Here is a 15,246-nt window from a genome sequence, read left to right as displayed (position 1 = left end):
TGTCCGGCATGCTCGACGATCTTGACGAGGACGAGTGGGACGAACTGCCGGCCACGGTGCTGACGGCTGACCGGCTCCGGGCGATGCTGCGGTCCGGCGACCCGGCCGTCCGCCGGTCCGCGATCCGGGCCGCGGCCGCCCTCGGCGATGATTCACGGTCGGCGCCGTCGGTGCCGGTGGGATCGTTGCTCGACGATCCCGACCCGGGTGTCCGGCACTCGGTTCTGCACCTGTTGCACCGGGCCGGGGCGGCGTCCGGCCGGTTCGCCGACCGGCTGGCCGCGGTCGCCGCCGGCGGTCTCGGGTGGGTCGAGCCGGCCGGCCCTGTCACCGGGCCGGACCGCTCCCCGGCCGGCCTGGCCACCGAGACGCTGCAACGGCTCGGTGACCCGCGCTGGGTGGCGGCCGCACCGGCCCGGATCAGCCTGCGCCGGGTGCCGCCCAACCTGGTCCGGTGCACCCCCGAGGTGCTGGCCGCGATCGGGGAGCGGCTGGTCACCCACCCGGCCGACGCCGGGATGCTGGCCGGGGTGCTGACCGAGGTGGCCCGCGAACGGGGCGCCGGCCACGTCGCCGGGATCGAACCGGAGCTGGTCGCCGCGCTGCCGCACGCCCCGCGCGCGATCGCCGGGCTGCTGCTGTCGCTCGGCCACGCGGATCCGGCGGTGATCCCGCACTGGCGGGCCCGGGCGAGCGAGACGGCCGACCTGAACGCGGCGCTGGCCGTGCACCGGGCGACCGGGGACACCGCAGTGGTCGTCGACGTGCTCCGCGCCGTCCTGTCCGGGGACGAGCCGCCGCCGGACTGCGAACAGCCCGCCCCCACCGGCCTGGACGGTCTGGATGCGGCCCTGCGCCCGCTGCTGGACCTCGCGACGCCGTACCTGACCGGCGCCGCCGACCCGAACCACCCTGGTCAGGAACGTCAGATCCTGGCCGCCCGGGTGGTGACGGCGGTGCACGGCCCGGGCGAGGTGCTACCGACGGTGGCGGCGGTGCTGACCGACGGGGACACGCCCGCCCGGCACGCCGCGGACCTGCTCGCCGACCTGGCACCGGTCTTCGCGGCCGCGGTCCGCCCGCTGGAACCGTTGCTGCACGACCTTCTGGGCGACGTCTGGTGCCAGGCGCCGGCGGCCCGCGCGCTGGCCCGGCTGGGCACCCCGGTGGCGGATCTGGCGCCGGTCCTGGCCGCCGCGATCGGCCGGGGCGCCGGGCTGGAGACGTTCCTGCTGCTCCGGGAACTGCACGCGGTCGAGGCGATCCCCGCTCTGGAGGCGTTGCTGGTCACCGACGAGCGGTGGGCGGGCGGCGGCTACATCGATGACATCGTCTGGCGTGACGAGCTGTTCCAGGACCGCCTGCGGGAGACCATCGCCCACGCCCGATCCCGGTGACACCTGGCGCGACCCCGTTGCGCCAGGTGTCACCCTGTCGGCGTCTGCCGGACGCCGGTCACCGAGACCCAGCGCGCGGCAGTCCAGCCGGGCCGGATGGTGTCAGCTGTCGGCGGCGGCCAGCGCCTGCTCCACCGCTTCGCGCACCCGGGCGTCCTCGCGCTGCTTGCGGCGGGCCCGCTGCTTACGGAGCAGGACGACCAGAAGGACGATCAACGCGATGAGTACGACCACCAGCACCGCGTACGTCCACGGGATCGCCCACGTGGTGGCGGTGGCGGTGACCGGTTCCAGCGAGGTGGTCGAGCCGGAGGCGTCGGTCAGCATCGGGGTCAGGGTGGCGGTGGCGGTCAGCAGCACCGCCGGAGCGACGTCCTGGATCGGGACGGTGACCTTCCAGGACTCGCCGGGCAGCAGCTCCGGCGGGGCGGCCACGGGGGCGGCGTCCTTCTTGAACCAGCCGAACGGGCCGGTGATGCTGACGGCCTGACGAGCGGTCTGCACGGCGTTGCCGGTGTTGTGGATGGTGTAGGAGACGGTCGCCGTGCCGTCCTGGTAGCCGGCGGTCAGGTCCTCGACGGCCAGCGCCGGAGCCAGGTCACCCGCCACCCGCAGCTTGATCTTGATGCCGAGCCGGCGTTCCACGTCGACGTTGGAGGTCTGGTCGGCCGCGGTCAGCGACGTGACGATGCCGCCCACGTAGTCGCCGGGGGTCGCGTTGGCCGGGACGGTGATCCCGAACGGCAGCTCGACGGTCTTGCCGGGGGCGACCGTCACGGTGCTCTGCTCCGACCGTACCCAGGAACCGACCGCTTTTGACTGGGTCTCTCCGGCGAGGAGGTCGAGCTGTCCGGCGTCGGTGGTGTAGCCGTCGGCCGCGTAGACCTTGAGCGTCACCGGCTCGGTGCCCTTGTTCGCGACGACCATCGCGTCCTTGGTGGTGGTGCCGGGGCTGACGTCGTAGCCGAAGCTCGACCGGGTCGCGCCGAGGCTGTTGGAGGCGGTGCGCACCGTCCAGGTCACGTCACCTTCGGCGGCGTGCGCGGGGACCGGCACCGCCATGATCATCAGGGTGGCCAGCAGCGCGGCGGCGGCGGTTTTCATCGGTACAGGCTCCTCAAGGAGATGGGCGGGCGCCGGGAAGCGCCCGCCCATCAGGGGGTGCGATCAGCTGCTCAGCGCGGTGATCGTCAGGGTGGTGCGGTAGTTGCCCTTCTCGACCTCGCCCGGGATCTTCAGATCCAGGTCGGCGCCGAGGACGGCCGAACCACGGGCGTGTCCCTGCTCCGCGTGACCGAGGCCACGGGAGACCGAGAGGCCCTTGCCGTCGTCGTCGTAACCGGAGGCCACGTCGGCTCCGGCCACGGCGCCGGCGCCGGCGGTGGCGAGATACGGACCCCAGCCCAGGTACGAGCCGGCGAACTTCTTCTCACCGTCGACGAAGTCGCCCACGCTCGCCGAGATGGCCCACGGCGAGAGGGAACGACGGCTGTCGGACACCTTGATCGGGTTGATCTTGCCGGCGGCGGCGAAGTACTCGCCGGCCGTCTCGACCGCGGTGCCGAGGTCGACCAGACCGTTGTGCCCGTCGATGGTCCACCCGAACTCGCCGGGGGCCGCCGTCGGGACGTTGACCTGGATCTGCTGGTTGTCGCCGTGGTACGGCCGCACCGTCACGTCGTCGACGATCGACCCGACCGGCTGACCGGCCGCCGCGGCGCTGCGGATGTTCTGCACGACCAGCTTGTCGTTGCGGACCTGAACCTTGACGTACGAACGCGCACGCTCCTGGTTCTGGACCGAGTTGTACCAGTAGTTGTCCGGGTTCAGCGGGTCGGCGCCGTTGCCTGCGCCGCTGGTGCCGGTGTTGTCCGGGTTGGTGATGTCGTAGTACTTCGAACCCGAGGCCGAGTTCGAGGTCACGTACAGCACGCCACCGGGCCCGGCGAAGACCTCGGACGCGCCGGGCTTCTCGTCGGGGTTGGCCTTCTGGCCGTTCTTGATCAGGTAGCTGCGGGTGTAGACGTGGTCGTGACCCTGCAGCACCAGGTCGACACCGAGGTCCGAGAAGGTCTTCGGGAAGTCGACCCGGCGCACCTTGGCGTCGCTGTCCTTCGCGTGCGCGGCGGCGGAGTAGATCGCGTGGTGGTAGACCAGGACGGTCCACTTCGCCTCGGCACCGTGCTGGTTGATCACGTCGGTGACGTACTTGACGTGCGCCGCGTCACCGCCGCCACCCTGCGAGGTGGCGTAGGAGTTGCTGTTCAGGTCGATGAACAGCGTGTCCTTGTGGATGTACCAGTAGTTGCCGCCCGACGTGTTCGACGCCGGGTTGCCGTTGGAGTAGTACGAGCCCGAACGGTCGGTGTTCGGCGTGTACAGGTGCTGCTCGTACGCCTTGCCGCCGACGTCGTGGTTGCCGATGGTGGCCATCCACGGGTACTGGCGCAGCTTGTCGGACGCCAGGAAGGCGTTCCACTGCGCCTCGGTGTTGGCGGTCTCCACCTGGTCGCCACCGGACACCAGCAGTTCGGCGTCCGGGTTGGCGGCCAGCGACACGTTCAGGGTGTCGGTCCAGCCGGCCTGGTCGTTGGCGACGTTCCCGGAGGCCCCGATCTGCGGGTCGCCGTAGAACAGGAAGTCGTAGTCGCCTTCGAAGTCCTGCGTCTTGAACGTGTACGCCGGCGACCAGTTGCCCTCCGAGCCCACCCGGTACGAGTACGAGGTGTGCTCGGCGAGGCCGGTGATGGTGGCGTGCCGGTTGAATCCGCCGCTGCTCGCGATGTTGGCCGAGCCGAGTGCGGCGAACGTCTGCGCGCCCGCCGGGAACTCGCCGCCGGTGACCGAGGCCGCCGGGGCGAGCTGGACCGACTGGGTGCTGTCCGCCGACGAGTACCAGGTCACGATGCGCTGGGTCTCGTTGGCGCCGACGCCGAGGATGACGGCGCTGAGCGTGGCCGGATCGGCGGCCTGAGCTGGTGCGCCCAGTGCGCCGACGGCCAGCGTCGCCACCCCCAGGATCACCCCGTTACGGGTGAGGTGCGTTCTCATCGGATTCCGTTCCGTGAATTGCTTCCCAATGGGAAAGGTGCGGAAGCGGTGATCAAGCTGGTCCAGCTCGATGAACCGGGCCTTAACAAGATCAAGATCATTGATGGCGTACGACGGAAGACCTCCGCCTCCGGTAGCCGACGACCACGATGGACACCGCCCCGGCCAGCAGGATCACGGCCATCGTGACGACGAGCACAGAGGATCCACCCACCGTCAGGGCCGGTTCGTCCGCGGTCAGGGTGGCGTTGCCCCGCTCGCCGCCGAGGGCATAGGTGACCCGGGTGGTGGTGTCCCGCACGTAGTCCTCCGACGCCGGGAACAGGGTGCTGCGCAACTCGTGGCCGCCGTCGCCGGTGCACGTCCAGTCCAGGATCAGCCGGGTGTAGGGCACCCCCTCCCGGACACCCATGCCGAAGCCACCGGCCCGGGCCGGCACACAGTCCTCGCCGCCGGCCGCCACGGTGAACCGCTCGGTCACGTACCCGACCGCCGCCGTGGCGTGCCCGTCCAGCGCGGCCGCCTGCGCCACCGTGTCCGCCGCCTCGAACGCCGCGGTGCCCTCCCGGAACAGCCCGTCGTCCTTGCGGTAGTCGGCGGCGGAGACCACGAACAGGTCGTACTCCAGTTCCAGTGTGGTGCGGACCCGGCCGTCCGGCTCCTCGGCGACGTCGGCGTAGACGGTGGAGCTGAACCCGTGGGCTTCGGCCGGACCCGCGCCGATACCGGCCCCTCCGATCCCTCCGATCAGGACGGCGGCGGCGAACGGGACCAGCAGACGGTGGAACGATGACATGCGATGGCACGCTGCACCCCGCGGGTTAACAAGATCAAGATGCCGGGCGAACCGCTGGCGACACTTCCGCGCCACCCCTGGACAAGCGCCGGATCCGAGGTAGGAAAGGACCCGTGCACCGCCTCCTCCTGGTCGTCCTGATGTCCGCCTGCGCCACCCTGGCAGCCTGCTCCGGCCACGACGACTGGTCCCGATCACGTCCCGTCCCGGCGCCGGCCGGCGCCCTGGGCCTGGGCTTCACCGACCCGTCGGCGCCGCCCACCCCCGAGGCGGTGATCACGCCGAGCCCCGGTTCGTGGTCGTCGGCGCGGCCGGCCGCCGGCTACCGGGTGGTGCTGCTGACCACCGGCACGGACACCCCCACCCAGACCCTGACCCGGGCGGTACGCGAATGGGCGGTCATGGAGGACGTCTCCCTGAAGACGGTGACCGCCGACCCGGCCGGCCCCGTGGACGCGGTGGTGGCGGCGATGGAGCTGCGCCCGGATCTGATCGTGACGACCGGCGCCGAGCTGACCGAGCCGCTGGCCCTGGTCACCCCCAGCCACCTGGACCAGCAGTTCCTGGTCCTGGGCACGACGATCCCCGAACCCACCGCGAACGTGACAGCAGTAGCCTGGACCGCGACCCCGGACTCGTTCACCAGGTCCCGCTGCGCCGCCGCCATCCGAGCCGGAACCGCGGCCGTCCTGCACGACGTGACAGGCGTGGTCCTCTGGCTCGACCGCTACTGAGCTGAACTCCCTCAACTCGGGACACGGCACGCCGATGGGCACGGCGCCGAGAATTCCGAAACCGGGAGGTCCGCGTGATCGGACAAGTGACTGCCGTCCGGGCGCCCGAGTGGGAGGTGGCGTCGTGGTTCAACAGTGGGCCGTTGACGGTGCACGGGCTTCGGGGGCGGGTGGTCGTGCTCGAAGCGTTCCAGATGCTGTGTCCCGGCTGCTACACGCACAGCCTGCCGCAGGCGGTGCGGCTGCACGATCTGTTCCGGGGCGAGCCGGTGTCGGTGATCGGGCTGCACTCGGTCTTCGAGAACCATGCCGCGATGACCCCGAAGGATCTGCTGCCGTTCCTGCGACGGAGCCGCATCGACTTTCCGGTGGCGGTCGACGCGCACCGCTGGGACGGTGAGATCGACTCCCCGGTGACGTTCGACCGCTACCGGATGATGGGCACCCCCACCACCATCCTGATCGACCGCACCGGGACGATCCGCTTCCACGAGTTCGGCCGCTTCGACGACAGCGCCCTCACCACCCGCATCCGCGACCTGCTGGCCGAATAACCCGACCGCATCCGCGACCCACCACCCGATTAGCCCTCCGCGTCCGCGATCTGCCGGCGAGTGGCCCGCCCGCATCCACCACCTCCTGGCACCTGGCCCGCCGCATCCGCGGCCTACCGGCGCTTGGCCCACCTTCCGCACTGCCCTGTATGGCGTACCTCCGCCGATGTTCGGTTTGCCGCGACGTCGGCGGGGTTACCGTGGGCGTGAATGCGGATAAAAGGGGTGATATGGTGCGTCGGCGCGATCTTCTTGCCGTGATGGCGACCGTCGGGGCCTCGGCAACGCTGCCGGCCGCCGCAACGGCCACGGCGGCCACGGCGACGGCTCCCGCGGGTGGGAGCGCTGCCGAGGACGTGCCGTTCGGCCGGTCCCCCACGGCGGCATTTCCCCGCAACGGCTCTCCGATCAGATCGTGGCCGCCCGCGACGACGACCGGGCGCCCGGGTTGCTGGTTCCGGCACTGGCCGGACGGGCCGACGCCGCTGCCGGACCGGATGCGATGGCGGCCGGCCGGCCCGCCCGCGCTGATGCCCTGGCCGACCGACTGTTTCTGAAACCGCACGACGACACCCTGGCCCACCACCGCGGACCGGTCGGCGATGAGCAAGCCGGGCAGGCGGGCGGGCGGGCGGTAGAGGGTCAGCGGTCAGCAGGCGGGGGCGCAGGCCGGGAGCGGCGTGGCGGGGCGGCAGGACGGGCAGGACTGGATGTGCCGGGACACCCGCGCCAGCAGGTGGCCCTCGGCGGCCCGGGTCAGGCCGGGGCAGCGGGGCCGGGCCTCGTACGCCGTCACCACCTCGTGCGCCCGGATCAGGTGGGCGCGCATCCGGTTGATCCGGACGGCCGCGTGCGGGCGGCTGACGTGCAGGGCGTCGGCGAGTTCGGCCCGGGTCAGGTCGCCGTCGAGTTCCCGGGACCACAGCGTCAGCAGCCAGCGGTCCTCGTCGCTGATCCAGCGGGCCGCCGCCCGGAACCGCCGGCGTCGTTCGTCGCGACCGGCCCGGTCCAGCGCCTCGTCGGCGACGTCCACGCCGGGGTCGGGCGGGTCGGGGCTGATCAGGGACATCGGCGGCGGCCGGCGGGCCCGGTTCTTGACCTGCCGGATCGCGATGGTGATCAGCCAGGCCCGGAACCGGGTGGGGTCGCGCAGGTCGGCGAGCTTCTCGACGGCCCGGATCATGGTCTCCTGGACCAGGTCGTCGGTGTCCGGGTGGCCGTCCAGGGCCCGGCGGATCACGTGGTAGGTGAGCCGCAGATGCCGGTTCAGCAGAACGGCGACGGCGTCGCGGTCGCCGTTCTGCCCGGCGGTCACCAACTCGGCGTCGGTGAGTTCCAATCCGACCACCTCCCCCACGCATTAGATAGACACCCATGCATGGCGGGAGGTTTTAAGATGATCTTTGGCAAATGCTCGGTAAAGTCCGGAGAAACTGTTGTCCTAGTTCCCCTGGGCGGCGGCGTCCAGATACTCCTCGATGTTGCGGTACCCGTCGCCGTCGGCGTCGCCGTTCTGGTCGGCGACGTTCGGGTTCAGGCCGTTGGCGCTCTCCCAGGTGTTCGGCATGCCGTCCCGGTCGGTGTCCCAGCCACTGGCCCGGCTGACCTGCCCGGCGTTCCACAGGTTGTTCCATTCGGTGCTGTTCGCGGCGGTGACGATGCCGCCGCTGGTGGAGCGGGTCTCGCTGACGATCCGGGTGTCGACCGGGTCACGGGACCACCAGAACGCGCCCGACCGGTTCAGCACGTTCGTCAACGACGCGCCTGCCGACTCGTACGACAAGTTGGGGATGTTGAATCTCGAAGAGCGCTGGGACGGGACCGACGGGAACTGGCTCCAGGTGGCCGTCTGGCCGTTGGTCAGGTTGCTGTCGCCGTCGTAGTCGACCACGTTGCCGGACTGGTAGATCGCCGTGCCGGTGGCGCCGGTGTAGACCTGTGATCCGCTGTTGTTGTGCCGCAGGTAGGTGTTGCCGACGAAGTTGCCGTTGGCGAGCTGGTCGGCGCCGCTGTACCCGGAGCCTTCGAAGATGACGTTGTTGCTCCACTCGACGTAGTTGACGGCGCCGGTCTCGTTGCCGAGCCGGGGCAGCCTGCTGACGTTGTGGGCGAACAGGTTGTGGTGGTAAGCGATGTTCGACCCGGTCACGTCGCTGCCGACCAGCGCGCCGTAACTGTGGCCGTTGTAGTTGAGGCCCTCGGAGACGATCGAGTGCTGCACGGTGATCTGCCCGGCGCCGTCGCTGGCGCTGATCCCCTCGTCGTCGGCCCAGCTCACCGACGTGTGGTCGACGATCAGGTTGTCGCCGGTGAGCCACAGTCCGTCGTTGGTGGCGGTGCCGGGGTTGGCCTGGTCCTTGCCGGGCCGGAACTTCAGGTGCCGCAGGATGATGTTCTTCCCGGTGACCTTGGTGGCCTGACCCATGATCGTGACACCGGGTGCGGGGGCGGTCTGCCCGGCGATGGTCAGGTTGCTGGTGCCGATGCTCAGCCAGCCCTGCCGGCCGGCGGGTGACAACTTGATGGTTCCGGCCACATCGAACACGATGGTACGTCCGGTCGACGGCGCCGTGGTGATCCCGTACCGCAACGATCCCGCCTGCGGGTTCGCGGCGTTGTCGGTCAGGTTGGTGACGTGGTAGACGTCGCCACCACGCCCTCCGGTGGCGTTCATCGCCGGTCCGGCCGCCCCGGGGAAGGCGACCGCACCGGCCGGGCCGGAGAGCTGGTTGAACGTCCACTGCGTCTGCGAGACGTCGGAACACGCCTGCTGCACGATCGGGTTGTTCCCTGCCGTGGACGCGTCCTTGTTCGTCATGCACAGGCCGGTGCCGGCGTTCTTGACCAGGTATTTCCCGGCTGCCGCGGAAGATGCGGTGAACGTCCAGGTCTGGTTCGCGCCGGCGTTGCAGGTCTTCTGGGCGATCTGGTCCGCGGCCTCGAGGCAGGAACCGATGGTGAAGCCGCTGCCCTGAGCGGCAACCTTGAACTGCTGCGCGGCGGCCCCGGAGGTGCACGCGACCTGGACGAGCAGGTTCGCGCTGGTGACGTTGAGGCATTTGCCGCTCGACGCGGAGACGAGGGTGTACGTGCCACCGGAGACCGGCGTGGCGGCGGCCGCGGGGCTGATCGGCCACGACACGGCCAGGACCAGCCCGGCGGCGAGGACGGTGCGGAGTCGCATGGGGATTCTCCTGGGGATGAGGGAACACCGATACAGACGCCCGGACCGCAGCCGGATAACCCGTTATCCCGGACTCGGCGCGACGTCTGTAGAACCATGCGCAGACTCATCCCCCTGGTCCTCGCGGCAGCGATGATCACCATCCCCACATCCCCGGCACGGGCCGCGGTGGCACCCGCCGCCGGCGGCACCTACACCCTCGTCTCCGGCTCCAGCGGCAAGTGCCTCACCGTGAGCAGCGGCAACCTGCTGGTCCAGACGGCGTGCGCCACCGGCAACACCGCGCAGCAGTTCAAGGTCACCGCCCAGGGCAGCGGTTTCACCATCGGCGCGTGTGTCGAGGCGGCGGCCCAGCTCGTACAGAACGCCTGCAGTGGAAGTGCCGTTCAGACCTGGACGTTCACCGCGTCCACCGCGGCGGCCGGGAAATACCTGGTCAAGAACGCCGGCACCGGGTTGTGCATGACGAACAAGGACGCGTCGACGGCGGGGAACAACCCGATCGTGCAGCAGGCGTGTTCCGACATCTCGCAGATCCAGTGGGCGTTCAACCTGGTCAACGGTGTGCCGGCAACGGCGACCGTGGCGAAGGACGGCACCGGGATGTACACCACGGTGCAGGCGGCGATCAACGCGGTGCCGTCCGGGAACACCACCCGGCGGGTGATCACCATCAAGGCGGGCACGTACCGGGAGCAGATCAAGGTGCCGGCCGACAAGCCGAACATCACGCTCCAGGGCCTGGGCACGTCGGCGAGCCAGACGGTGATCGTCTTCAACCGCAACGCCGGCGACTGGGGCGCGACCGGCAGCGCCACCGCGTGGATCCTCGGCAAGGACTTCAAGGCCACCGGGCTGACGTTCGCCAACGACTTCGACGAGAACTCGTCGGACACCGGTGACCAGGCCCTCGCCATGTTCTCCGACGGCGACCGGGCCGTCTACGACAACGTGCGGTTCCTCGGCGACCAGGACACGCTGCGGGTCGAGGACGGCAACCGGGCCTACTTCGTCAACACCTACGTCGAGGGTACGGTCGACTTCATCTACAGTGGCGGCACCGCGGTCTTCAACGCCTGCCAGATCTACGAGAAGCGCACGTCGGGTGGCCCGATCACCGCGGCGTCCACCCCGAGCGGGCAGACCTACGGCTACCTGTTCTACAGGTCGACGATCACCGGCGCCGCGAACAACGTGACCACTCTCGGACGCCCGTGGGGTCAGGGCGCCCAGGTCCTCTACCGCGAGTCGAACCTGAGCGCCACCGTCAAGACCGCCCAGCCGTGGACCGACATGGGCGACGCGACGTGGAAGAACGCCCGTTTCCTGGAGTACAGGAACACCGGCGCGGGCGCGACGGTCAACAGCAACCGCCCGCAACTCTCCGACGCCCAGGCGCCGAACTACACCCCGCAGAAATATCTCGCCGGTACGGACGGCTGGAACCCGGTCGGCTAGGTTCTGCCGCGATCGAACCTAGGGCGTCAGCACGATCCGGCCGAAGACCGCACCGGCGTCCATCAGGCGGTGTGCTTCGGCGGCCTCGGCCAGCGGCAGCACGTCGTGCACCACGGCGTGCTGCTCGCCCCGGGCCGCGGCGGCGAACGTCTCGGCGCGGGCCGCGTCCCGGACCGGGACCGGGACGCTGTCCAGGCTGAACGTGGCCACCGACCGGGACTGCCGGAAGCCGGCCAGCAGACGGGCGCCGAAGTCGGCCGGCGGCATGCCGGCCACCACGCCGACCAGAACCAGACGCCCGTTCGGCGCGAGGCGGTCGACGAAGTCCGGCAGGGCGTCTCCACCGGCGACATCGACAATGACGTCGTACGTCGTGGAGCCGCCCTGCCCGGACCGGTCCAGAACCTCGGTCGCCCCGAGTTCGCGCAGGCGCTCGCCACGTTCCGGCGAGGAGGTGGTCACCGCGACGGTCGCGGCACCACCGCGGGCGGCGATCTCGACGGCCGCGATGCCGATGCTGCCCGCCGCGCCGCGGACCAGCACCGACTCCCCCGGCGCGAAGCGCCCGTGGGCCAGGGCGAGCCGGGCGACCGGCCCGGCGCTGCCGAGGGCCACCGCGTCGATGGAGGTGATCCCGTCCGGGAGGGCGACGACGTCACCGATCCTGGCGACGGCCTGCTCGGTGTATCCGCCGCTGGTGCCGGTGAACGCCCACACCCGCCGCCCCCGCCACGACGGATCGACGTCCGGTCCGGCCGAGATCACCCGCCCGGCAACCTCGCTGCCGGGGATCAGCCCGGCGGTGAACCCGAAACCACCCAGCGTCCCGCGCCGGATGACCGCGTCGACCCCGCCGACCCCGATCGCCTCGGTTGCGATGACCACCTGCCCCGGCCCGGCCGACGGCTCCGGGACATCGGCCACCACCATCCCGGCGGGGTCACCGAACTGTTGAATCGTCACTGCTCGCATCGGGGCAAGCTAACCGGCGCCCACCCCACACCGGGTGGAAGTGAGAGCGGCTCAGAAGAACTGCCTCAGTAACCGACGGTGAAACGGCGGCCGGCGTGGGCCCGTTTGGTGATCTCGTCGACCAGGGCCACCGCGTAGTCCTCGTACGAGATGCGGGCGTTGCCGTCGCCGTCGGTGACCGGCTGGTCGTCGCCGGTCCGGTAGTCGCCGGTGCGGTCGCCGGGGGCGAAGTCGACGGGCGGCGGCGACAGGTACGTCCAGTCCGAACCGCCGTGCGCCCGGTAGAAGGCGAGCGCTTCGGCCTGTCCACGGGCCGGCACCAGGTACTCGGCCGGGAAGCCGGGCAGGTCGACGAACGCGGTCCCGTCCGGCAGGGTGAGGGTGGCCCCACCGCCCATGTGCAGCACGTACACCCGGCCGGCGGCGGCGGTCAGCACGGTGCGGGCGGCCTCGGTCCACGACTCGCCGACCGCGATCACCGCGGCGTCGGCCCCGGCCAGCAGGGCGCTCACCGACTGCGGGTCGGTGGCGTCACCCCGGACGGTGGCCAGCCCGGCGACCCGCGGGTGACGGGTGGTGTCGCGGACGACCGGAACGACGGTCAGACCCCGCGAGACGGCTTCGGCGACGATCCGCTGTCCACCGGTTCCGGCGGCTCCGAAGACGACGACGCTCATGATGTTCTCCTGGGGGAAGAAGTGGTGTCTACGCGTCCCAGCCTAGGAGCCTCATTCATGAAGACCCAGTTCACGTAAGGTCAGACCATGGACGGAATTGGACAGGTCGGTTTTCACCCGGCACGCTCCGGACAGTGGGAGATCGAGGTCGCCGACCTGGCCGATCTGATGCGCAGCCCGGTGCCGGTGCAGACCCACGCGCACCGGGCCGGGTTCCACAGCGTCTTCGTGGTCACCGCCGGCGCCGGTGGGCATCACGTCGACTTCACCGATCTGGCGTACGAGGCCGGCACGGTCCTGTGGATCCGCGCCGGCGCGGTGCAGCGGTTCCGTGCCGATCCGGCGGCGGCCGGGACCGCGGTGCTGTTCACCGACGTGGCCGCCGCGGACGGCACGGCCGTCCGGGACGTGCTGCGCCCGTCGGTCCGCAGCACCACGTGGCGACTGGCGCCGGACCAGCTGACCACGGTGTCCGCCCTGGTCACCGCCGTGCGGACAGCGAACCCGGAGCTGGGTGCGCCCCGGCACGCGCTGAGTGCCCTGCTGCTGCACCTGAGCGCGCTCCCGGCGGAGGACTCGGGGCGGATCGGGGAGATCGTGCGCGCGTTCGAGGAGGTCCTGGAACGGCACTTCGCCGAGCGGCTGACCACCCGGCGGGCGGCGGAGCTGCTGGGCTGGTCCGCCCGTACCGTCAGCCGGTCCTGTCTGGAAGCCTTCGGCCGGACCCCTAAGGACCTGATCGACGCCCGGGTGCTGCTGGAGGCCCGGCGGTTGCTGGCCGACGGCGACGACAGTGTGGCCGCGATCAGCCGCCGATTGGGATTCAGCGACCCGTCGGCATTCGGCCTGTTCTTCCGCCGCTTGGACGGGAGTACTCCGGGGGCATTCCGTCAGGCCACTTCCGGCGGCCCGATCGGCTGATATCAGGCCCCCGGGAAACGGATAGCATCCCGGAACCGGGAATAGGGAGTGTGTTCGTCGTGCCGGCTCGGCGTGTCATCGATTCGGAGGTATTGCTGCGCAGTGCGGCGATGCATTACCTGAAGCATTCGACGATCGACATGGATCTGCTGGCGAGTGAGATGTCGATCAGCCGGGCGACGCTGTACCGGGCGGCCGGCAGCCGGGACGCCCTGTTCGGTGAGGTGTTCTGGGCGATCGGCCGGATCTTCCTGGCCGAGGCGGGTGGCGAGGCGATCGGCACCGGCGCGGACCGGGTGCTGTTCCTGTCCCGGGCGTTCGCCGAGATGGTGACCGGCGCCCATCAGCTGCGGCAGTTCGTGGCGGCCGAGCCGCAGACGGCGGCCCGGGTGCTGCTGACCACCGCGACCGATGTGCACCACCGGGCGGTCGACGCCCAGCTCGGCATCTTTCTCGAATCCGGGATCACCGGGGACGTCGAAGAACTGCGACTGCGGTCGTTCCTTTATGTACGGCTGATGGAATCGGTGGTCTACAGCAGCGTACTCGGCGTGCCGGAAGTGAATTTCGATCTGGCCGAACCGGCATTGCGCGCGCTGCTCCCGTGAGGCGCCCCGGAGAACCGGAGCGCCCCCACCGGAACGGAACCGTCAGCCGCCCATCTTCTTGATGTCGGCGGCGCTCATCTCCATGGTCTGCGCGGCGGCCGGGGCCTTGACGTCGACCGGCGCACCGAAGCCGGAGTACGCGGTGACCGACTTGCCGGCCCCCTGGGCGACCTTGCTCATGTCGGTGGTCACCTTGGTGAGGTAGCCGTCCTTGACCTCGGCGGTGAACGGGATGGCCTTGAACTTGTCACCGGCCGACCCGACGGCGCTGGACACCGTCGGCGACTTGCTCATGTCGAGGGTGCCCTGGTACGAACCACCGGATCCGGTGACGTCGGAGGCGGCGGTGGACAGCAGCTTGGCGGTGCTGCTCGGGTCGTTCTGCTCGACGCTCAGGGTGCCGGTCTGCTTGCTGGCGTCGACGTGCAGCCACTTCTTGCCGTTGCCGGAGTAGGACGCGGCGATCGAGCCACCGGCCTTGAGGTAGAGGTCGTTGCCGACCCGGAGGATCTTGATGGTGCCGGCGTCGCCGAAGTCGGAGTCCATCTCGACCAGTTCGCCGGGCGCGTCGAAGGCGCCGTCGATGGTGACGCTGCCGCTCTTCATCGCGACCTTGGCCGATGTGGACGTGGTCTTCTCGGCGGCGGCGACCAGCTCGCCGAGCGCGCCGGCCGGGACCGGGGCGGCGTCGGTGGGTGCGGCGGCCGACGTGCCGGTCTCGGTGGTGCCGGTGGACGTGGAGTCCTTGGCGGCGTCGTCGCCGCAACCGCCGAGCGCGGCCACCACGGCCAGTGACAAACCGACGATACTCAAACTTGTCTTTTTCATGATTTTTTCTCCCCGCGTCAGTACGTCAGCGGCCCACCCTAGACGACCGGAGCGATCAACCCCGGT

14 protein-coding genes are annotated in these 15,246 nt (G+C 70.5%); 6 read left to right on the top strand and 8 right to left on the bottom strand.

The annotated features are described in order from the left end of the window. Window positions 1–8 precede the first annotated feature (8 nt). Entirely contained in the window at window positions 9–1,397 is a 1,389-nt protein-coding gene (locus Aco03nite_RS25830; protein WP_203798725.1) for a hypothetical protein, read from the top strand. A gap of 102 nt (window positions 1,398–1,499) precedes the next feature. Here the strand turns inward: Aco03nite_RS25830 and Aco03nite_RS25825 are convergent, their stop codons facing one another. From Aco03nite_RS25825 to Aco03nite_RS25815, 3 genes are all read right to left on the bottom strand, one after another. Next, on the bottom strand, window positions 1,500–2,501 hold the full coding sequence (locus Aco03nite_RS25825) for a WxL protein peptidoglycan domain-containing protein (RefSeq protein WP_203798723.1): 1,002 nt from the start codon (window positions 2,499–2,501) through the stop codon (window positions 1,500–1,502). A gap of 63 nt (window positions 2,502–2,564) precedes the next feature. Continuing rightward, entirely contained in the window at window positions 2,565–4,448 is a 1,884-nt protein-coding gene (locus tag Aco03nite_RS25820) for a purple acid phosphatase family protein (RefSeq protein WP_203798721.1), read from the bottom strand. Between the two features lie 97 nt (window positions 4,449–4,545). Next, a complete protein-coding gene (locus tag Aco03nite_RS25815; RefSeq protein WP_203798719.1) occupies window positions 4,546–5,244 on the bottom strand; it encodes a hypothetical protein in 699 nt (232 codons plus the stop codon). Window positions 5,245–5,357: 113 nt separating this feature from the next. Here Aco03nite_RS25815 and Aco03nite_RS25810 point away from each other — a divergent pair, with 113 nt between their 5' ends. Further along, the gene (locus tag Aco03nite_RS25810; protein ID WP_239145427.1) at window positions 5,358–5,978 is read left to right on the top strand and encodes a type 1 periplasmic-binding domain-containing protein; all 621 of its coding nucleotides are present in this window, start codon (window positions 5,358–5,360) and stop codon (window positions 5,976–5,978) included. Window positions 5,979–6,052: 74 nt separating this feature from the next. Then, window positions 6,053–6,532 carry a peroxiredoxin family protein gene (locus tag Aco03nite_RS25805; RefSeq protein ID WP_203798717.1) on the top strand — a complete coding sequence of 160 codons (480 nt, stop codon included), beginning with the start codon at window positions 6,053–6,055 and terminating at the stop codon, window positions 6,530–6,532. 649 nt (window positions 6,533–7,181) lie between these two features. On the opposite strand, the gene Aco03nite_RS25800 is transcribed toward Aco03nite_RS25805, so the two are convergent. Next, the gene (locus Aco03nite_RS25800; protein ID WP_203798715.1) at window positions 7,182–7,871 is read right to left on the bottom strand and encodes an RNA polymerase sigma factor; all 690 of its coding nucleotides are present in this window, start codon (window positions 7,869–7,871) and stop codon (window positions 7,182–7,184) included. A gap of 102 nt (window positions 7,872–7,973) precedes the next feature. Further along, complete coding sequence (locus tag Aco03nite_RS25795; protein WP_203798713.1) at window positions 7,974–9,716, bottom strand: RICIN domain-containing protein; 1,743 nt, start codon at window positions 9,714–9,716, stop codon at window positions 7,974–7,976. 96 nt (window positions 9,717–9,812) lie between these two features. Here Aco03nite_RS25795 and Aco03nite_RS25790 point away from each other — a divergent pair, with 96 nt between their 5' ends. Further along, window positions 9,813–11,174, top strand: a complete 1,362-nt coding sequence (locus Aco03nite_RS25790) for a pectinesterase family protein (protein WP_203798711.1) — start codon at window positions 9,813–9,815, stop codon at window positions 11,172–11,174. Window positions 11,175–11,192: 18 nt separating this feature from the next. On the opposite strand, the gene Aco03nite_RS25785 is transcribed toward Aco03nite_RS25790, so the two are convergent. Next, window positions 11,193–12,146 (bottom strand): zinc-binding dehydrogenase, encoded by a 954-nt coding sequence (locus tag Aco03nite_RS25785; protein WP_203798709.1) that lies wholly within the window; start codon window positions 12,144–12,146, stop codon window positions 11,193–11,195. 65 nt (window positions 12,147–12,211) lie between these two features. Further along, window positions 12,212–12,823: an NAD(P)-dependent oxidoreductase gene (locus Aco03nite_RS25780; protein WP_373872637.1), complete on the bottom strand. Its 612-nt coding sequence runs from the start codon at window positions 12,821–12,823 to the stop codon at window positions 12,212–12,214. An 87-nt stretch (window positions 12,824–12,910) separates the two neighbouring features. Here Aco03nite_RS25780 and Aco03nite_RS25775 point away from each other — a divergent pair, with 87 nt between their 5' ends. Further along, window positions 12,911–13,744 (top strand): helix-turn-helix domain-containing protein, encoded by an 834-nt coding sequence (locus tag Aco03nite_RS25775; protein WP_203798707.1) that lies wholly within the window; start codon window positions 12,911–12,913, stop codon window positions 13,742–13,744. Between the two features lie 110 nt (window positions 13,745–13,854). Next, window positions 13,855–14,352: a QsdR family transcriptional regulator gene (locus Aco03nite_RS25770; protein ID WP_203798705.1), complete on the top strand. Its 498-nt coding sequence runs from the start codon at window positions 13,855–13,857 to the stop codon at window positions 14,350–14,352. Between the two features lie 42 nt (window positions 14,353–14,394). Here the strand turns inward: Aco03nite_RS25770 and Aco03nite_RS25765 are convergent, their stop codons facing one another. Next, the gene (locus tag Aco03nite_RS25765; RefSeq protein WP_203798704.1) at window positions 14,395–15,180 is read right to left on the bottom strand and encodes a hypothetical protein; all 786 of its coding nucleotides are present in this window, start codon (window positions 15,178–15,180) and stop codon (window positions 14,395–14,397) included. Between the last annotated feature and the right edge of the window lie 66 nt (window positions 15,181–15,246).

It is taken from the genome of Actinoplanes couchii (genome assembly GCF_016862075.1).
Taxonomy (GTDB): domain Bacteria; phylum Actinomycetota; class Actinomycetes; order Mycobacteriales; family Micromonosporaceae; genus Actinoplanes; species Actinoplanes couchii.
The sequence above is the reverse complement of the archived record's forward strand: the minus strand, read 5'-3'. Positions and strand labels throughout refer to the sequence as shown.